Below are 18783 nucleotides of genomic sequence, written 5' to 3'. Positions count from 1 at the left end.
GAACATCCTGACCATGCCTTACACGCATGCCCTTTGTGGTATGCGTTTTCCGCTTTCCCGTACCCCCAACATGGAGGTCCTGCCATGATCGGCAACGGCGAAGGCAAATCCAACCTTTCCTACCTGAAGTGGGCGCTCATCGTTACCGCCATCGGCCTGGTGCTCGGCGCCTGGCTCGGCTGGCAGACGACCGGAACGCTTTCCGGCATGGCGACCGTCTTCTTCATCTGCGCCGTTCTCGCGGTGCTGGAGATCTCGCTCTCCTTCGACAACGCCATCGTCAATGCGAACAAGCTCAAGGACATGACGCCGGTGTGGCAGCACCGCTTCCTGACCTGGGGCATCATCATCGCCGTCTTCGGCATGCGTATCGTCTTCCCGCTCCTGATCGTGGTGATCGCGGCGCGCATCGGCCCGTTCGAGGCGATCTTGCTGGCGGCGCGCGAACCGGCGGAATATGCGCGCATCATGAATGAGGCGCATCTGCCGATCGCTGCCTTCGGCGGCACCTTCCTCATGATGGTCGGACTCACCTACTTCTTCAACCATGAGAAGGACGTGCACTGGATCGGCTTCATCGAGAAGCACATGGCCCGCTCGGCAACCGTCAAGGGTATCGAGATCGCCTTTGTTCTGCTCCTGATCTTGGTCTTCTCGAACCTGCTCGAGGGTGAGGAAGCCAATACCTTTGTCTTCTCCGCCATCTACGGCCTCCTGACCTTCCTTGCGGTGGAAGTCGTCGGCGGCCTGCTCGACGCTTCGCAGAAGGCGATGTCGGAAGCGGCCAAGGGCGGCCTCGGCGCGTTCATCTATCTCGAAGTGCTGGATGCCAGCTTCTCCTTCGACGGTGTCATCGGAGCCTTCGCACTGACGCAGAACCTCTTCGTCATCGCGATCGGTCTCGGTATCGGCGCCATGTATGTGCGCTCGATGACGATCATGCTCGTCGACAAGGGGACGCTTGCCGAATACCGCTATCTGGAGCATGGCGCGTTCTACGCGATCCTGATCCTCTCGGTGGTCATGTACTGCCAGACGCTGGTGCATATCCCCGAGGTCATCACCGGCCTTGGCGGCGCGACGCTGATCGGTATCTCGCTCTGGTCGTCGATCCGCTACAACAAGCGCGAACGCGCGCAGGAAGGCCACGCCGAAGCGCACAGCTCCGACAGGGTGGCGGCCCATCTCGGCGAAAGCGCCTGAGGCAACACGATCGGCCGGCCGTCTCGACGGCCGGCTTTCTCGATCTTCGAAGAAGACGAAACCGAAATACAGAAGGCCCGCTGGTCTTGCGACCAGCGGGCCTTTTTCATTCAGGGAATTCTCTCTGCGGCGTTAGACGCGCGGGAAGTCGGCAGGGTTGATGCCGAGCGTTCTCAGGTCGCGTTCCTTCGGGCGGCGATGCCCTTCGACAGCCGCGGCGGCTGCATTGGCAGCGCTCAGTACGGCGAAGGCCCGGCCGAAGAAGCCCTGGGCGAAGGAATTGCGGAGGGTAGTCATTGGATTGCTCGCTTTCTGTTTTAGCTTACGAGCAGAAGATGATGTGTCGGGGCCAAAAGAACAACCGACAGAATCTCAGGCCAGCCATGCAACGGATGCAGGCCGGAAACGGGCGTTTCCGGCCTGCATTCTTTTCGGTCTTGGGAGGGACCGTTGGTAGGTCTTAGTCTTCGTTGACCGCAAACTGCGAGAGCACTTCGCCCTTGCCGCGGGCGCGCAGGATGAGCGGCACGACGACGGCGAGAATGGCGAGCACGAAGAGTACGGCGGCGATCGGCGACATGAAGAGCGCGGAGACATCGCCCTGGCTGATCGCCAGTGCGCGGCGCAGCTGCTGCTCTGCCATGGGGCCGAGGATGAGGCCGACGACGACGGGTGCGATCGGATAGCCGAAGATCCGCATGGCAAAGCCGAGCAGGCCGAAGGTCAGCAGCATGCCGAGTTCGAAGACCGAGGGGTTGGCGCCGATCGTGCCGAGCGTCGCGAAGAGCAGGATGCCGGCATAGAGCCAGGGCTTGGGGATCGTCAGAAGCTTCACCCAGAGGCCGATCAGCGGCAGGTTCAGCACCAGCAGCATGAAATTGGCGATGAGCAGGCTGGCGATCAGGCCCCAGACGAGCTGCGGATTGGTCGCGAACAGCAGCGGGCCGGGTTGCAGGCCGTATTGCTGGAAGCCGGCAAGCATGATCGCGGCGGTCGCCGTGGTCGGCAGGCCGAGCGAGAGCAGCGGCACCAGCGTGCCGGCGGCAGAGGCGTTGTTCGCCGCTTCCGGACCGGCGACGCCCTCGATGGCGCCCTTGCCGAACTCGTCCTTGTGCTTGGAGAACTGCTTTTCCGTCGAATAGGACAGGAAGCTGGCGATATCGGCACCGCCGGCCGGCATTGCGCCGATCGGGAAGCCGATGAATGTGCCGCGCAGCCAAGGTTTCCACGAGCGGGCCCAGTCCTGCGCACTCATCCAGACGGAGCCCTTGACCGCCTCGACCTTGTCGGGAATGCGGTCACCCTGGCAGGCGACGTAGAGCGTCTCGCCGATGGCGAACATGGCGACGGCGAGCGTCGTCACCTCGATGCCGTCGAGCAGATCCGGAATGCCGAAGGAAAGCCGCGCCTGACCGGTCTGCTGGTCGATGCCGATGACGGCAAGGCCGAGGCCGATGAAGAGGGCGGTCAGGCCACGCAGCGTCGAATCGCCAAAGGCCGCCGAGACGGTGACGAAGGCGAGCACCATCAGCGCGAAATATTCCCGCGGGCCGAAGGAAAGCGCGAACTTGACCACGAAGGGTGCGATGAAGGCGAGACAGAGCGTGGCGATGAGGCCGGCGACGAACGAGCCGATCGCCGCCGTCGCGAGCGCCGGTCCGCCGCGGCCGGCGCGGGCCATCTTGTTGCCCTCGAGAGCGGTGACGACCGAGGCGCTTTCGCCCGGCGTGTTGAGCAGGATCGAGGTGGTCGAGCCGCCATACATGCCGCCGTAGTAGATGCCGGCGAACATGATGAGCGAGCCGGCCGGATCGAGCTTGTAGGTGACTGGCAGAAGCAGCGCGACGGTGAGGGCCGGGCCGATACCGGGCAGAACGCCGACGGCGGTGCCGAGCGTCACGCCGATCAGCGCATAGAGCAGGTTCATCGGCTGGGCCGCGATGGCGATGCCCTGCAGCAGGAATTCGAATGTACCCATCGTCAGCTCCTCAGAAGAACAGGTGTTCCAGCGGCCCGGCGGGCAGCGAGAGCTGCAGGAAACGGCCGAAGATGATGTAGACGACGAAGCTGAAGGCGATGCCTATTGGCAACGAAATCCAGAGCTTGCGCCGGCCGAAACCGAAGGCGGTCAGCGCGAAGAGCACGCCCGTCGCAATGGAGAAGCCTGCGGTCTTGAGCAACAGCATCTGCCCGGCAAGGCCTGCCACGATGAGGACGACCGGCTTGACCTCGATCGGCTCGCGTTCCGGGAAGTCGCCGCGCCAGGCTTCGAAGCCCGTCCAGACGGCGAGCAGGGCAAGACCGATGGCAACGACATGCGGCACGGTGGCAGGGCCGATGCGGGAATAGTTGCTCATCTCCGCAAGACGCCCGGCATCCCACCAGATCACGGCGGCAAGGACGAAAAGAACGGGGGCGATGACCAGCGCCGCCCGGTCGGGGCGGCGCCTTTCGTTGGAGGAGGAGACCTCGCTCATTTGACGAGCCCGATGTCCTTGAGGATGCTTTCCGTTGCGGCGACATCCTTGTCGAGCTGTTCCTTGAAGGCGTCACCGGCAAGATAGGTGTCCTGCCAGCCCTTGGTCTTCAGGGTGTCCTTCCAGGCGGCGGAGGTCACGACCTTCTCGATGTCGGCGTTGATCGCCGCCACCTGTTCGGCCGAAAGGCCCGGGGCCGCGGCGACCATGCGCCAGTTCTGGACCACGACGTCGAGACCGCCTTCCTTGATGGTCGGGGCGTCGATGCCTTCGATGCGCTCGGCGCTGGAGATGGCGATCAGGCGGAGCGTACCGGCCTTCACCTGGGCCTCGAACTCACCATAGCCGGAGATGCCGGCCGTCACCTGGTTGCCGAGAATCGCGGCAAGCGCCTCGCCGCCGCCGGAATAGGCGACATAGTTGATCTTGGTCGGATCGACGCCGGCTGCCTTGGCGATCAGGCCGGCCGTGATGTGGTCGGTACCGCCGGCCGAGCCGCCAGCCCAGGAAACCGCGCCCGGATCGGCCTTCAGGGCCTTCACGAGGTCATCCATGGTCTGGATCGGCGAAGCGGCCGGAACGACGATCGCTTCATATTCGCCGGTCAGGCGGGCGATCGGCGTCACGTCCTTGATGGTTACCGGCGACTGGTTGGTGAGGATCGCGCCGACCATGACGTAACCGCCGACGATGAGAGCGTTCGGGTTGCCGTTGTTCTGGCTGGCGAACTGGGCGAGGCCGATCGTGCCGCCGGCGCCCGGAACGTTCACCACCTGCACGCTGCCGGAAATCTTCTCGTCCTGCAGGACGGTCTGCAGCGAACGGGCCGTCTGGTCCCAGCCGCCGCCCGGGCCGGCCGGGGCGATGATCGAATAGTCGGCAGCAAACGCCGGAAGCGCCATGGCGCCGGCGATGAGGGATGCCAGGAAGAAATGTTTCAAGAGTGTATCCTCCGTCAGGCGCGGCTTTGCGCGCATCGTTGCTTTTGGCGAGAGGATGGGGCGGCCGGTGGCGGCGCGAACTTTGTGTCCGCGGGCGATATCGGCAGAATTCTCCTCCCGGTCTTCCGTCCGCCTCCACGGACGATGAAGAGCCCAAAAGCACCACAGGAAGCTGACATCTACCTGACATTGCGCTGCCGCATGGAAGCGCCTTGCGCTACTGGGTGCGCAGAACCTCGTTCCAGCGGGCGATCAGCCGGGCCCGCTTCACTTGGTCGAGATAGACCATCAGGCCCGGACTGACCGGCACGGGCTTGAGCTGCGCGCCGAGCAGCGCGCTCATCGTGCGCGCGGTGTTCGAGCCCGACACCTCGGGGCTGACGGCGGCGATCTGGAGTTCGCGGGCCATGATCGTCTGGCCCTCCTTCGACATGAAGAAGGCGAGATAGCGCCGGCCGAGTTCGGGGTTGGCGGCGGCCTGCGGCACGAGGCCGATTCGCGACATGACGACGGTGTAGTCCTTCGGCAGCACGATGCCGACATCGGGATGCCGCGAGGCCCAGTCCGCGGCATAGGAACCGAGAATGTTGTAGCCGAGCACGAAACGCCCGTCGGCGACGCGTTCCAGAATGGCCGAGCTGGTGGAATAGAGCTTGACCCCCGCCGCGCCCATCGCCTGGATCACCGTCCAGATGTCCCCGAACTGCTCCTGGTCGCGGGCCATGAAGAGGAAGCCGACGCCGGAGCGCTCGATGTCGTAGGTGCCGATGCGGCCATAGACCTTCTCGCCCTGCCGCTTGAGGTAGTCGACGAATTCCGCGCGCGAGGCCGGCGGCTTCTCGCCCTTGAAGCTCGGCTTGTGATAGACGAAGACGGCGGGCTCGAAGGTCAGCGCATAGGCGGTGTTGCGCCAGTTGGCCCAGGCCGGCCAGCGGTCGCTCATCGGCAGGTCGCTGCGCTGGGCATAACCGTCATTGCTGAGCTTGACCTGAAGGTCCATGGCCGAGGAGAAGGCGAAATCGGCCGTTTTCTCTCCGGCATCGGTCTCGCGCACGATGCGGTCGTAGACCTCGCCGGTCAGCATCTCGTCGTAGCGCAGCGCCACATCCTGGTTGGCCTCCTGGAAGCCCTTGATCATCGGCCGGGCGAGCGGTTCGTCCAGCGAGGAATAGACGACAAGCACGGGGGCGTCGGCATTGCCGTTGCGCGCCGGAAAGAAGGTCGGCTCGGAAAATGCGGGCAGGGGCGCTGCCAGGAGCGCAAGAAGAATGAGGACAAGACGCATGGCGCGACCTTGCCAAAGCGCGAGGCCGTTCACAAGTGCGCCGCCCGCCGTTAAGTTCGCGGCGGAAGGAGAAAGACGTGCGCATTCTGCTGGTCGAGGACAACGAAGCCCTGGCGGACGGCCTGTCCGCCATCCTGAAGGGCACCGGGCATGCGGTGGACGTCGTGCGCGACGGCGCTTCCGCCGATGCCGCCATCGCGTCGGAGAGCTTCGATCTCGTCATCCTCGACCTGACACTGCCGGAAATGGACGGTCTCGACGTGCTCCGCGCCATGCGGGCCCGCCGGAGCAAGGCGGCCGTCCTGATTCTTACGGCCCGCGGCGCGCCGGAGGAGCGGGTGCGCGGTCTCGATCTCGGCGCCGACGACTATATGATCAAGCCCTTCGATATCTCCGAATTCGAAGCGCGCGTGCGCATGTTGCTGCGCCGGCAGGCGGGGCTTCGCTCGGCGGCGATCACCTTCGGCGGCGTCGTGCTGGATCTCAATTCGCGCAGCTTTTCCGCTGACGGCGCACCGCTCGACATTCCCGCGCGCGAACTCGGCCTGCTCGAAATCCTCTTCATGCGCGCCGGCAAGGTGGTTGCCAAGGAGGCGATCATGCAGTCGCTCGCGGCCTTCGACGACGACCTCTCGGCCAATGCCATCGAGCAATATGTCAGCCGGCTTCGCAAGCGGTTGGCACCGCACGGGCTGACCGTGCGCACCGCGCGCGGCATCGGCTACTATCTCGACAAGGCGCCCGTCGCTTGACGCTCCTTCCGGCCTCATCGCTGCGCCGTCGCCTGCTGCTCTGGCTGCTCGTCTCCACGGCGGTGATCGGCACGGTGGCGCTCTTCGACACCTACCACGAGGCCGTCAAGACGGCGAACGAGGTTTCCGATCGTGTGCTGGCGGGCTCGGCGCTGGCGATTGCCGAGCGGGTGGTGGTGACGGAGCACGGCACGCTCGAGGTGGATATTCCTTATGTCGCGCTGGAGATGCTGACGTCGGCCGCGCAGGACCGGGTGTTCTACCGCGTCGACGGGCCGCCCGGCCGGTTCATCACCGGCTACCAGACCCTGCCGACGATCGCGCCGACGGCCGGCCAGTCGATCGGTTTTGCGGATGCGACCTTCCGCGGCGAGCCGATCCGCATTGCCGTCCTGCAGCGCTCGGCATCGACCGGCATCAATTCCGTGCCCTTCGCGGTGACGGTTGCCGAGACAACCATTGCCCGCCGGCAGCTGACCCAGACGATCCTGCTACGCTCGGCGCTGCGTCTTGCCATGATGATTGCGGGCGCCGCTCTCATCGTCTGGATCGCCGTTACCGTGTCGCTGCGTCCGCTCTACAGGCTCAGCGATGCCATTGCCGAGCGCAGCCCGAACGATCTGCACCCCATCGAGCAGCGCGTGCCGAGCGAGGTGCAGGGCCTCGTCGATACCGTGAATTCCTTCATGGTGCGCCTGCAGTCGGCGCTCGATGCGCTTCGCCACTTTTCCGGCAATGCCAGCCACCAGCTGCGCACGCCACTCGCCATCATCCGCACCCAGCTCGCGCTGGCGAGCCGCGCCGGCACGCTGGAGGAGGCGCAGGAGGCCGCCCGCAAGGGCGATGCTGCGGTTGCCCATGCCGAGCGCATCCTTGCCCAGCTGCTGCTGATGGCCAAGATCGATGCTGCCGGGTCCAACGAGCCGCAGAAGCCGGCACCCGTCGATATCGCTGCGCTTGCCCAGCAGCTTACCGCCGACCGCGTGCCCACGGCTGCCGAGGCCGGCATCGATCTCGGCTTCGAGGGAGACGGGCCTGCCTTCGCCCGCGCCGAGCCGCTGCTTTTCGGAGAGCTTCTGCGCAATCTCCTGGAAAACGCCATCGCCTATGCCGGCAAGGAGGCAGAGGTGACAGTGCGCGTCCGGCGCACCACGGGCACGGTGCTTCTCGATGTGGAGGACAACGGCCCCGGTATTCCTCCCGAGCGCCGCGGCCTCGTGCGCCAGCGCTTTTCCCGTGGCGAGCATCGTGATGCGCCGGGCATGGGCCTCGGCCTGCCCATCGTGGAGGAAATCGCCGCGCTGTTCGATGCGACGATGACGCTGGACAGCGGCGCGAACGGGCGTGGCCTCCGCGTGACGATCCGCTTTCCCGGGATGGACGGCTAGCGTCGTTGCTACCCCCGGCAAGGTCAGCCATGCCCGCGGCCTGCTGCGTGTTGTCCTTCCACCATGGAGCCGGGAGTGTCGAGCGGGAAGCAGGGCAGCCATGACGGTGTGGAACAGCAGGTCGTGATATACGGCTATCCAATTGATTTCTTGATTATTATTTTTGATTTCATCCGTGTTTTTCCGGCATGTTTTGCCGTTCGCAAGGCAGCCATGCGTGGCAGTCGTGGCTTGGTGGTTGTTCCTTCCTGCAATGCATAGTAAGCTCCCCTTACAATAAGCCAGAAAGTGAACATGTCCCCTCGTCCCGATCCCGACGCCCTCGGTTTCGTCCTCATCGACGTTGCCCGCATGCTGCGTAGCGCCTTCGAGCGTCGCATTGCCACCGCCGGTCTCGGCCTCACGCCGGGCGAGGCGCGGACCCTTGTGCGCATCGCCACGCTGGAGGGCAGCCGCCAGTTCGATATCGCCCAGCGCATGGGCATCGAGCCGATGACGCTTTCGACCTATCTCGACCGCCTGCAGAGCCTCGGCCTCATCGAGCGCCGCCCCGATCCGGCCGATCGCCGGGCCAAGCTGATCTTCACCACGCCGACCGCTGGCGCTCTCATCGCCAGTATCCGCACCGAGCAGATCGAGCTGATGGAGCATGTGACCAGCGGCATCGGTCCGGAGGAGCTGGAGCTGATGCGCGACCGGCTGAAGCGGCTGCGCGCGAACCTTTGCGCCCTTGAGGAAGACAGTGCCGCGCCGGCGCTGGCAAAGGAAGCCGGCCGATGACGACGGCGCGCATGAGCGAGCGCCGCACCAGCATCATCGCCGCCTTCCTCGTTGCGCTCGGCCCCGTTTCCATGGCGCTCTACACCCCTGCTATGCCCGAGCTGGTGCGCGCCTTCTCGTCGACGGAATCGGCGATCAAGCTGACGTTGTCGCTCTATTTTGCCGGTTTCGCGCTGTCGCAGCTCGTTTCAGGTACGATGTCGGACGTGCTCGGCCGGCGGAAGACCACGCTGATCTTCATGACGGTCTATCTCGCCGGCAGCCTGATGGCGGCCTTCGCGCCGAGCGTTGGTGTTCTGCTGGCCGGCCGCCTCGTGCAGGGCATCGGTGCATCGGTCGGCATGACGGTCTCGCGCGCCATCGTGCGCGATCAGTTTACCGGGACCGAGGCCGCCCGCATCATGAACATGGTCGGCATGATGCTCGCCATCGGCCCGGCCGTTTCGCCGACCCTCGGCGGCTTTGCGCTCGGCGTGTTCGGCTGGCAGTCGATCTTTTTCCTGATGGTAGGCTTTGCGTTGGCGGCCTGCGGTGCCGTCTATTTCTGCATGGCCGAGACCACGGTGCCAGATCCGGCGAAGGGCCGCGTCGGTCCGATCCTTGCGGGCTATGCAGCGCTTGCCACGAGCCGCCGTTTCGTTTCCGCCACGCTTGTCATGGCCGGCGCCGTCGGGGCGCTCTACGGCCAGGCGACCATGCTGCCCTTCGTCCTGATCGGTACGGTTGGCCTGACGCCGACGGAATTCGGTGTCGGCATGCTCATGCAGTCGGGTTTCTTCTTTGCCGGCACGGTCTGCGTGCGCCTTTTGATGCGCAAGGTCGCCCCTGCCCGGATCGTCCTGCCAGGCCTGTGTTTCATCGGCATCGCGAGCATCCTGATTGCGCTCGCCTCGCATCTGGTGACGCCGAGCTTCCTCAGTGTCATGGGGCCGGTCGGCATCTACGCCTTCGGTATCGCCTTCGTCATGCCCTACATGATGACGGCGGCGATGGAACCCTTCCCCGAGATCGCTGGCTCTGCTTCCGCCGCCATGGGCTTTATCCAGATGGGGGCCGGCTTCCTTGCGGGCCTGCTGGCCGCGGCCATCGGCATGCCGCTTTTCGCCTTCGGCACGATCATCCCGGCCATGGGTCTGATGGCGATCCTGTCCTATGTCTGGTATCGCGCGATCTGCAGCCGCGATGCACAGCTTGCCGCCGAGCCGGCGGAATAAACAGTCACCGGACACGAAAAGGCCCGCTGCCGAAAACGGCAGCGGGCCTCTTGTCTGACGGTGATCAGGCGATCAGCCGCGGCGCTTGCGGGCGGCGAGCGTGCGCAGGCGCAGGGCGTTCAGCTTGATGAAGCCGGCGGCGTCCTTCTGGTCGTAGGCGCCTTGGTCGTCCTCGAAGGTGACCAGCTTGTCGGAATAGAGCGACTTGTCCGACTCGCGGCCGATGACCATGACATTGCCTTTGTAGAGCTTGAGCGTCACTTCGCCCTCGACATGTTCCTGGCTCCTGTCGATCAGTGCCTGCAGCATTTCGCGCTCCGGCGAGAACCAGAAGCCGTAATAGATCAGCTCGGCGTAACGCGGCATCAGCTCGTCCTTGAGATGCGCGGCGCCGCGATCGAGCGTGATGCTCTCGATGGCGCGGTGCGCGGCAAGCAGGATCGTGCCGCCGGGCGTCTCGTAGACGCCGCGCGACTTCATGCCGACGAAGCGGTTTTCAACAAGGTCGAGACGGCCGATCCCGTTGTCGCGGCCGTAATTGTTGAGGGTCGCAAGCAGCGTTGCCGGCGACATGCGCACGCCGTTGATGGAGACGGCATCGCCGCGCTCGAAGCCGACCTTGATGACGGTCGCCTTGTCGGGCGCCGATTCCGGCGAGATGGTGCGCATATGCACATATTCCGGCGCTTCGACGGCCGGATCTTCCAGCACCTTGCCCTCGGAAGAGGAGTGCAGGAGGTTCGCGTCGACCGAGAAGGGGGCTTCACCCTTCTTGTCTTTCGCAACCGGGATCTGGTGCTGCTCGGCGAACTCCAGAAGGTGCGTGCGGCTCTTGAACGCCCAGTCGCGCCAGGGTGCGATGATCTTGATGTCGGGGTTCAGCGCATAGGCGGAGAGCTCGAAACGGACCTGGTCGTTGCCCTTGCCGGTCGCGCCGTGGGCGATGGCGTCGGCGCCGGTCTTGGCGGCGATCTCGATCAGGTGCTTGGAGATCAGCGGACGGGCGATCGAGGTGCCGAGCAGATAGACGCCTTCATAGACCGCATTGGCGCGGAACATCGGAAAGACGAAATCGCGCACGAATTCTTCGCGCACGTCCTCGATGAAGATCTCCTTGATGCCGAGCATCTCGGCCTTCTTGCGCGCCGGCTCCAGCTCTTCGCCCTGGCCGAGATCGGCGGTGAAGGTGACGACCTCAGCGTTGAGTTCGGTCTGGAGCCATTTCAGGATGATCGAGGTGTCGAGGCCGCCCGAATAGGCCAGCACGACTTTCTTCACGTCTTTATATGATGCCATGGTGATGAGGTCCGTTGCATGAAGGGGCGCGGTAAACCCGCGGAGGCCCGGTATCGCGGCACTTTTAGCGAGATTGGCGCGTGACGCAAGGGCGCGCGCTGATGCAGGGTGGCGTGCAGGCGGATTTGACAGGGCCGGATGGCGACCCATATTCGCCGCAGCGAACCCATGGAAGGAGGCGAAGCCATGACGACCCTTCGAGACATCATCAAGGAAGCCAATGTCGCCGTCATCACGGGCGGCGGTGCCGGCATCGGCCTTGCCGCCGCGCGGCGCTTTGCCGAGGCGGGCATGAGCATTGCCATCGCCGACCTCAATGCCGACCGGCTGGGCGAGGCGCGCGCCGAGCTCGAAGCTATCGCCGGCGAGGCGAATGTCATGGCCGTGGAGACGGACGTCGCGCACCAGCATGAGCTGGAGGCGCTGGAGCGCGCCGTGCTGCAACGCTTCGGCCGTGTCCATGTGCTGATGAACAATGCCGGCATCCAGCCGGACACCTCCATCTTCAGCGCGGAGGCCAACTGGGACCATATCCTCGCCGTCAACCTGATGGGCGTCATCCACGGCACGCAGGTCTTCGGCCCGAACATGCTGGCCCATGGCGAGGCGAGCCTCATCATCAATACCGGCTCCAAGCAGGGCATCACCACGCCGCCCGGCAATCCCGCCTACAATGTCTCCAAGGCGGGCGTGAAGGTCTTCACCGAGGCGCTCCAGCACGAGTTGCGCAACACGGCGGGCGCAAAACTCTCCGCCCATCTCCTGATCCCAGGCTTCGTCTTCACCGAGTTGACGAAGGGGGACCGCACGGAAAAGCCGGATGCCGCCTGGACGCCGGCGCAGACCGTCGATTTCATGATGGACAGTCTCGAGCGCGGCGATTTCTACATCCTATGCCCTGACAACGATGTGCCGCGGGCGCTCGACGAGCGCCGCATGGCCTGGGCGATCGGCGACGTCATCGAGAATCGCCCGCCGCTCTCGCGCTGGCACAGGGACTTTTCCGGGAAGTTCCGGGCTTTCGTCGAAGGGGCGTGATGCCGACAGGCCCTGCTGCGAGCACTCCACCACAGTCGGGTGAGGTCCGATGATGAGGGAGACAAGCGCGCGGAAATCCGCTGTAACAGCGCATCATAGACTTTGATTGGCATTTTCCGGGAAGCCGGATTAGAGGTTTCCATCCTCACCGGCTTTCAGGGCTTTGCCATGGACTTTCTGCCCACCCTTCCGACGCTTCTCGCCTTTGCGGCCGCCAGCCTGCTCCTTGCGATGACGCCCGGCCCCGACATGACGCTGTCGATCAGCCGTGCGCTTTCGCAGGGGCGCGGACCGGCGCTCTTCGTCGTGGCGGGCACGAGCCTTGGCATCGTCGTGCACACGCTGCTGGTTGCCTTCGGCATCTCCGCCCTCATCACGGCGTCGCCGACCGCCTTCCTGATCCTGAAAACCGGTGGCGCCGCCTATCTCCTGTGGCTTGCCATCCAGGCGATTCGCTACGGCTCCAACCTCTCGGTCAAGGCGACGGCTGGGCCGCGCGGCACGGCGCTTGCCAATATTTCCAGCGGCTTCTGGGTGAACCTCCTGAACCCGAAGGTCATCATCTTCTTCATGACCTTCCTGCCGCAATTCATCAGCGCGGGTGATCCCGATATCACCGGCAAGCTGATCTTCCTCGGCCTGTTCTTCATCGTCGTCGGCATTCCCGTGAACATCCTGGTGATCCTCGCCGCCGACAAGCTCGCGTCCTGGCTCCAGCAGAATCCCAGGGTGCTGCGCGGCATCGACTACACCTTTGCAGGCGTCTTCTCCGTCTTCGCGGCAAAAATCCTGTTCACACAGGCGCGCTGAGCGGGATCACACACGGTAGCGGTAGTGCCCGGTGAGGGGGTAGGCGAAGAGCACATCCTCCAGCCGCGCGCCGGCGCCGATATTGTGCACAAGGAGGGGGCGTGCGCCGTCAGCGCTGCGGGCGTCCGCCACGATGCCGATATGCGGCAGGTTGCCCGGCAGCATCTGCGAGACGATATCGCCCGGCCGGTAGTCCGCGCCGTCCTTGCTGACCGGCAGGGCGGCACCCTGCCGCTTGAGGAAGGCCTGCAGATTCGGCACACGGCGATGGTCGATGTTGCGGTCGGTGCGTTTCAGGCCCCAGAGTGGCGGATAGGCAGAAAAGGCCCTGCGCATGTCCTCGTGCACGAGAACCTGGAGATCGATGGCAAGGCCGTCGCGATAGGCGCGCACGATGACATCGGTGCAGACGCCCCGCGCCCGCGGCACGTCGCCGCCGGGATAGTCCAGCCGGGAATAGGCGGGATCATAGGTCAGCGTCACGCCGATCTGCTGCCGTGCCGCTGCTACGAGTTTTTGTGCGTCGTCTTCGGCCGGCTGCGCCCGCAAGCTTGCCGGTAAAACGAAGGCGGCGCCCGAAACCAGGCCGCCTGCTAGCAGCGCGCGACGAAACAGCATGAACGCCTCCTTCTCCGATGCAGCAAGCTGCGGAGAGAATCGGGCGCTTTGTTGGCGCCTCAGCCGATCAACAGCGCATCGTCGTCCAGCGTCTGGCCACGCATCTTGCGGAACATGGCGATGAGGTCCTCGACCTGCAGCGTCTTGCGGCTGTCGCCGGCGACATCGAGCACGATCTCGCCACCATGCAGCATGACGGTGCGATGGCCGTAGTCCAGCGCCTGCCGCATGGAATGCGTCACCATGAGCGTCGTCAGCTTGCGCTCGGAGACGATTTTCTGCGTGAGGTTCATGATGAACTCGGCCATGCCGGGATCGAGCGCTGCGGTGTGCTCGTCGAGCAGCAGCACGTCGGACCCGGCGAGCGTTGCCATGACGAGGGAGACTGCCTGGCGCTGGCCGCCGGAGAGCAGGTCCATGCGATCGCGCATACGGTTTTCGAGGCCGAGATTGAGCTCGGCGATGCGCTCGCGGAAGACCGTGCGGCGCTGCGGACCGAGCGCGGAGGCAAGCCCGCGCCGTTCGCCGCGGCGGGCGGCAAGCGCAAGGTTTTCCTCGATGGAGAGGGCGCCGCAGCTGCCCGTCAGCGGGTCCTGGAACACGCGCGCGACGCGGCCGGCGCGGGCGGCGGTGCCCTGGCGGGTCACGTCCGTCGTGCCGATCCTGACCTGGCCTTCTGTGGCGATGACATCGCCGGCGAGAACGCCGAGCAGGGTCGACTTGCCGGCGCCGTTCGAACCGATGACGGTAACGAACTGGCCTTCCTCGATGGTGAGGCTGACGCCGTTCAGCGCCTGTTTCTGCAGCGGTGTGCCCTTGCCGAAGACGACCTTGATATCGGAAACGGAGATCATCAGGCGGCTCCCCCGCGGCGAAGGCGCGGCAGGACGAGCGCCACGGTGACGAGCAGGGCCGTCACGAAGTTGAGGTCGGAGGCTTGGAGGCCGAGCACATCCGAGGAGAGCGCCAGCTGGATGGCGATGCGGTAGAGGATCGAGCCGAGCACGCAGCCGATCAGCGCCATGAGGATGCCCCTCGTGCCGAACAGCGTCTCGCCGATGATGACGGCGGCAAGGCCGACAACGATGGTGCCGACGCCTGAGGTGACATCGGCAAAACCGTTCGTCTGGGCAAAGAGCGCGCCGCCGAGCGCCACCAGCGCGTTGGACAGCGCGATGCCGAGATAGATCTGCCGGTTGGTGTCGACGCCCTGGGCGCGGGCCATGCGGGCATTGGCCCCGGTCGCGCGCATCGAGAGGCCTGCATCGCTTTCCAGGAAGCGCCAGACCAGCACGACGGCGATGACGACCAGGATGCCGACGAAGAGCGGGCGGACATAGAAATCCCGAAGGCCGAGGCCGAAGAACGGACTGATCATCGTATCGGCATTGATCAGCGCGACGTTCGGCTTGCCCATGACGCGCAGGTTCACCGAGAAGAGCGCAATCATGGTGAGGATCGAGGCGAGCAGGTTGAGGATGCGGAAGCGCACGTTCAGCATCGCCGTGACGAGGCCGGCAACGGCGCCCGCCATCATGGCGACCAGGGCCGCGATCCACGGGTTGACGCCTGCAATGATCAGTACGGCCGCGACGGCGGCGCCGAGCGGAAACGAGCCGTCCACCGTCAGGTCGGGGAAATCCAGCACGCGGAAGGCAAGGTAAACGCCGATCGCGACGAAGGCATAGACCAGCCCCAGTTCGACGGCACCCCAGAAGGCAATCAGGCTCACGGCTCTTGGCTTTCTCTCTTCACCCATTTCCCGCGGGTTCTGCGGGAGGGGTCTTCTTAACAGATCAACCGCTGCCGGGCGATCCGGCAGCGGTTGATTCCGATTGGAAATGTCCGGAACGTCCGGGGATTATTCGATCACGCGGGTGGCGCGGCCGACGAGAGCTTCCGGCAGCGTGACGCCCATCTTGGCGGCGGCGCCCTTGTTGACGACGAGGTCGGTGCCGGCGGCAACCTTTACGGCGATGTCGCCCGGGTTCTCACCCTTGAGGATACGCACGACGATTTCGCCCGTCTGCTTGCCGACGTCCTTGTAGTTGAAGCCGAGGGCTGCGATGGCGCCGCGCGAGACGGAATCCGTGTCGGCGGTGAAAAGCGGGAGCTTGGCTTCTTCGGCGACGGCGACCGCGCCTTCGAGGGCGGAGATGATCGTGTTGTCCGTCGGGATGTAGATCGCATCGGCACGGCCGACGAGCGCACGGGCGGCGCCCTGCACTTCGGCAGACTTGGTGGCGGCGGATTCGACGACCGTCAGACCGGCCTTCTCGGCTTCAACCTTCAGCACGGCGAGCAGCGACACGGAATTGGCTTCGCCCGAATTGTAGAGATAGCCGATCGTCTTGGCGTTCGGCAGGATTTCCTTGATCAGCGCGATATGCTCGGCAACCGGCGACAGGTCCGAAAGACCGGTGACATTGCCGCCGGGCTTGTCCATGTTGGTGACGAGCTGCGCACCGAGCGGGTCGGACACGGCAGTGAAGACGACCGGAATGTCCTTCGTCGCGGAAACGACGGCCTGCGCGGACGGCGTGGAGATCGGCACGATGACGCTTGGATCTTCGCCGGCGAACTGGCGGGCGATCTGGGCGGCCGTCGCGGGGTTGCCCTGCGCCGATTCGTAGAGGAACTTCAGGTTCTCGCCTTCCTTGTAGCCGGCCGCTGCCAGCGCTTCCTTCACGCCGTCGCGGGCAGCGTCGAGCGCCGGATGTTCGACGATGGCGGTCACGGCAACCGTGACCTCTTCGGCCTTGGCCGGCAGCGTAATCGCGAGCGTTGCCGCGAAAGCAAGCAGAAGGTGGCGCATGGATGGTCTCCCTAGAATGATTTTAGGCTGTTTCTAGGCAAAACGGGCCTTCAAATCAATTCTCGGAATCGGCTTCATCAATCACAATTTCTGATAGGAAGCCGCGGCGGAACGGCTTTCAGTCGTCCTCGCCGTGCCCGACAATCATCATTGCCTCGAACGCCATGCGATCGACCTTGCGCATGCGCTCGGATTCCGATTTCAGCTGGCCGCAGGCGGCGAGGATGTCGCGGCCGCGCGGGGTGCGGATCGGCGAAGCATAACCGGCCTGGTTGATGAAGTCGGCAAAGCGCTCGATCTGCTCCCAGTCGGAACACTGGTAGTTGGTGCCCGGCCAGGGGTTGAAGGGGATGAGGTTGATCTTCGCAGGAATGCCCTTCAGCAGCTGGATGAGCAGCTTGGCGTCCTCCAGCGTGTCGTTGACGTCCTTCAGCATCACATATTCGAAGGTGATGCGCCGGGCATTCGACAGGCTCGGATAGGCGCGGCAGGCGTCGAGCAGCTCCTTCAGCGGATACTTCTTGTTGATCGGCACCAGCATGTCGCGCAGGTCGTCGCGCACGGCATGCAGCGAAATCGCCAGCATGACGCCGATTTCCGAGCCGGTGCGATAGATTTCCGGCACGATGCCCGAGGTCGACAGCGTCACCCGGCGCTTGGAGAGCGACAGGCCGTCGCCGTCGGTGGCGATCAGCAGCGCGGTCTTGACGCTTTCGAAATTGTAGAGCGGCTCGCCCATACCCATCATGACGATGTTGGAGACCTTGCGGCCTTCCGCCGGAACGATGGCGCCGGCTGGCGTGTCACGGTCCGGGAAGTCGCCCAGCCGGTCGCGGGCGAGTAGCAACTGCGAGAGAATTTCCTCCGATGTCAGGTTGCGCACCAGCTTCTGCGTGCCGGTATGACAGAAGGAGCAGGTGAGCGTGCAGCCGACCTGGCTGGAAATGCAGAGCGTGCCGCGGCCTTCCTCGGGAATGTAGACGGTTTCGATCTCCACCGGCCGGCCTGCACCGCGCGGGGGAAAGCGCAAGAGCCACTTGCGTGTGCCGTCGCTGGAAATCTGCTCGTCGACGATCTCGGGACGGGCAATGGTGAAATGCGTCTTCAGCATTTCGCGCATGTCCTTGGAGACATTGGTCATGTCGTCGAAATCGGAGACGCCGCGCACATAGAGCCAGTGCCAGAGCTGGCTGACGCGCATCTTCACCTGGCGCTCGTTGACGCCTTTTTCGACGAGCGCCCGGCCCATCTCCTCGCGTGTGAGGCCGATCAGCGACGGCTTTTCGGCGGCGGGAAGGGTGCGGATGGCCGGCGCCTTGACGGGCTCGGCCGTGTTGAGAAAGTCCATGCTTGCAGCCATCGGGTCATCCTCAAGAACAGGGCACGCCGGCGCAGGCTTTTGCGCCACAAGCGGTCCATGCTCGACAGAAGTTCATTGCGGGCCTGCCGGTGCCGCTCGATGCGGCGCAAGGCCCAGTTGCCGGCCCTTTAGCACTGTTCCGGCGCAAAGTCACCTGCCCGCCCGGTTGTGCAAACGAAAAGGCCGGCGAGGGCGCCGGCCTTTTCGGTTTCTGTCCGCCTCGAGACTCAGCGGCAGCTTTCGATCTGCTTCAGCGCTGCCGAAATGCCGGACAGCGAATAGGAGTAGGACGTGCCCGTGCCACGGCGGGATTTCGCCTCGACCCGCATGTCCTTGCCGCCCTTCATGGCGGCGACGAGGGCCGGCTCTTCGGCGGCGTTCTCCACCCAGGCCGAGTTGCCCTTGGTGAACATCACGAAGGTGCGGCCGTCGATGACGACGTTGACCTTGGAGGCTTCCTGCAGCGGATAGCCCATCATCGCCTGCGGTTCGTAGCTGATGTTCTGGCCCGGGCGCTGCGAGACGAGGAAGAAGACGTCGCCGTGGTCTACGCCGGCCGGGTTCTTTTCCTTCGGCACCGACAGCACGTAGCAGACCTTGCCACCGTTCGCCTGGTAGGAATAGGCGCCCCAGGCATTGAACTGCTGAATGCGCGTCGGCGACTGGGCCGAGGCAACGCCTGCGGTCACGACGACGAGGGCGAGTGCGGTTGCGAGCTTTCTTACGAACATGTTTTCCTGCCGGTTGTCTTGCCAGTGATTGCCCGGCCGAAGGCGGCGCCTTCGATGCCGGTGTCGGCCACGCAT

Annotated in this window: 20 protein-coding genes; 8 read left to right on the top strand and 12 right to left on the bottom strand. The window is 64.7% G+C overall.

All coding sequences use genetic code 11. The annotated features are described in order from the left end of the window. Positions 1 to 84 precede the first annotated feature (84 nt). Positions 85 to 1203, top strand: coding sequence for a DUF475 domain-containing protein (locus K0P03_RS17820; RefSeq protein ID WP_024270180.1), 1119 nt, complete (start codon positions 85 to 87; stop codon positions 1201 to 1203). 132 nt (positions 1204 to 1335) lie between these two features. Here the strand turns inward: K0P03_RS17820 and K0P03_RS17815 are convergent, their stop codons facing one another. The 5 genes from K0P03_RS17815 to K0P03_RS17795 form a co-directional block, all read right to left on the bottom strand. Then, positions 1336 to 1500 (bottom strand): hypothetical protein, encoded by a 165-nt coding sequence (locus tag K0P03_RS17815; protein ID WP_024270181.1) that lies wholly within the window; start codon positions 1498 to 1500, stop codon positions 1336 to 1338. A gap of 163 nt (positions 1501 to 1663) precedes the next feature. Further along, positions 1664 to 3181, bottom strand: coding sequence for a tripartite tricarboxylate transporter permease (locus K0P03_RS17810; protein WP_272790236.1), 1518 nt, complete (start codon positions 3179 to 3181; stop codon positions 1664 to 1666). Between the two features lie 10 nt (positions 3182 to 3191). Further along, positions 3192 to 3680: a tripartite tricarboxylate transporter TctB family protein gene (locus K0P03_RS17805; protein ID WP_050746113.1), complete on the bottom strand. Its 489-nt coding sequence runs from the start codon at positions 3678 to 3680 to the stop codon at positions 3192 to 3194. After that, positions 3677 to 4621: a Bug family tripartite tricarboxylate transporter substrate binding protein gene (locus K0P03_RS17800; protein ID WP_272790235.1), complete on the bottom strand. Its 945-nt coding sequence runs from the start codon at positions 4619 to 4621 to the stop codon at positions 3677 to 3679. The genes K0P03_RS17805 and K0P03_RS17800 overlap by 4 nt, the downstream gene beginning before the upstream one ends. A 217-nt stretch (positions 4622 to 4838) precedes the next feature. Then, positions 4839 to 5906 (bottom strand): ABC transporter substrate-binding protein, encoded by a 1068-nt coding sequence (locus K0P03_RS17795; RefSeq protein ID WP_023514785.1) that lies wholly within the window; start codon positions 5904 to 5906, stop codon positions 4839 to 4841. Between the two features lie 77 nt (positions 5907 to 5983). On the opposite strand from K0P03_RS17795, the gene K0P03_RS17790 reads away from it, so the two are divergent. The 5 genes from K0P03_RS17790 to K0P03_RS17770 all read left to right on the top strand — a co-directional run bounded on the left by K0P03_RS17790 (position 5984) and on the right by K0P03_RS17770 (position 10040). Beyond that, positions 5984 to 6658, top strand: a complete 675-nt coding sequence (locus tag K0P03_RS17790) for a response regulator (RefSeq protein WP_023514786.1) — start codon at positions 5984 to 5986, stop codon at positions 6656 to 6658. Continuing rightward, complete coding sequence (locus tag K0P03_RS17785; RefSeq protein ID WP_272790234.1) at positions 6655 to 8046, top strand: sensor histidine kinase; 1392 nt, start codon at positions 6655 to 6657, stop codon at positions 8044 to 8046. The genes K0P03_RS17790 and K0P03_RS17785 overlap by 4 nt, the downstream gene beginning before the upstream one ends. A 75-nt stretch (positions 8047 to 8121) precedes the next feature. Continuing rightward, a complete protein-coding gene (locus tag K0P03_RS17780; protein ID WP_272790233.1) occupies positions 8122 to 8307 on the top strand; it encodes a hypothetical protein in 186 nt (61 codons plus the stop codon). A gap of 33 nt (positions 8308 to 8340) precedes the next feature. Further along, on the top strand, positions 8341 to 8826 hold the full coding sequence (locus K0P03_RS17775; protein ID WP_023517325.1) for a MarR family winged helix-turn-helix transcriptional regulator: 486 nt from the start codon (positions 8341 to 8343) through the stop codon (positions 8824 to 8826). Continuing rightward, positions 8823 to 10040, top strand: coding sequence for a multidrug effflux MFS transporter (locus tag K0P03_RS17770; RefSeq protein WP_272790232.1), 1218 nt, complete (start codon positions 8823 to 8825; stop codon positions 10038 to 10040). The genes K0P03_RS17775 and K0P03_RS17770 overlap by 4 nt, the downstream gene beginning before the upstream one ends. Positions 10041 to 10112: 72 nt before the next feature. Here K0P03_RS17770 and K0P03_RS17765 read toward each other — a convergent pair whose 3' ends face one another. Next, positions 10113 to 11336, bottom strand: a complete 1224-nt coding sequence (locus K0P03_RS17765; protein ID WP_024271254.1) for an argininosuccinate synthase — start codon at positions 11334 to 11336, stop codon at positions 10113 to 10115. Between the two features lie 186 nt (positions 11337 to 11522). Here K0P03_RS17765 and K0P03_RS17760 point away from each other — a divergent pair, with 186 nt between their 5' ends. Further along, positions 11523 to 12374, top strand: coding sequence for an SDR family NAD(P)-dependent oxidoreductase (locus K0P03_RS17760; RefSeq protein ID WP_272790231.1), 852 nt, complete (start codon positions 11523 to 11525; stop codon positions 12372 to 12374). Between the two features lie 168 nt (positions 12375 to 12542). Further along, positions 12543 to 13184, top strand: a complete 642-nt coding sequence (locus K0P03_RS17755) for a LysE family translocator (protein ID WP_023511976.1) — start codon at positions 12543 to 12545, stop codon at positions 13182 to 13184. A 6-nt stretch (positions 13185 to 13190) separates the two neighbouring features. Here the strand turns inward: K0P03_RS17755 and K0P03_RS17750 are convergent, their stop codons facing one another. From K0P03_RS17750 to K0P03_RS17725, 6 genes are all read right to left on the bottom strand, one after another. Beyond that, a complete protein-coding gene (locus K0P03_RS17750) occupies positions 13191 to 13802 on the bottom strand; it encodes a DUF1287 domain-containing protein (RefSeq protein WP_050746110.1) in 612 nt (203 codons plus the stop codon). A gap of 59 nt (positions 13803 to 13861) precedes the next feature. After that, positions 13862 to 14656, bottom strand: a complete 795-nt coding sequence (locus K0P03_RS17745) for an ABC transporter ATP-binding protein (protein ID WP_023511978.1) — start codon at positions 14654 to 14656, stop codon at positions 13862 to 13864. Further along, positions 14656 to 15534 carry an ABC transporter permease gene (locus K0P03_RS17740; RefSeq protein ID WP_024271255.1) on the bottom strand — a complete coding sequence of 293 codons (879 nt, stop codon included), beginning with the start codon at positions 15532 to 15534 and terminating at the stop codon, positions 14656 to 14658. Before K0P03_RS17740 ends, K0P03_RS17745 begins: the two co-directional genes overlap by 1 nt. 129 nt (positions 15535 to 15663) lie before the next feature. Continuing rightward, on the bottom strand, positions 15664 to 16617 hold the full coding sequence (locus tag K0P03_RS17735) for an ABC transporter substrate-binding protein (protein ID WP_023511980.1): 954 nt from the start codon (positions 16615 to 16617) through the stop codon (positions 15664 to 15666). Between the two features lie 118 nt (positions 16618 to 16735). After that, on the bottom strand, positions 16736 to 17965 hold the full coding sequence (rlmN, locus tag K0P03_RS17730) for a 23S rRNA (adenine(2503)-C(2))-methyltransferase RlmN (protein WP_050746124.1): 1230 nt from the start codon (positions 17963 to 17965) through the stop codon (positions 16736 to 16738). A 239-nt stretch (positions 17966 to 18204) separates the two neighbouring features. Continuing rightward, positions 18205 to 18708, bottom strand: coding sequence for an invasion associated locus B family protein (locus K0P03_RS17725; RefSeq protein WP_024271256.1), 504 nt, complete (start codon positions 18706 to 18708; stop codon positions 18205 to 18207). Positions 18709 to 18783 lie beyond the last annotated feature (75 nt).

It is taken from the genome of Shinella sp. HY16 (assembly GCF_028534175.1).
GTDB lineage: Bacteria > Pseudomonadota > Alphaproteobacteria > Rhizobiales > Rhizobiaceae > Shinella.
Note: the sequence above shows the minus strand (reverse complement) of the source record. Positions and strands in the feature narration are given on the sequence as shown.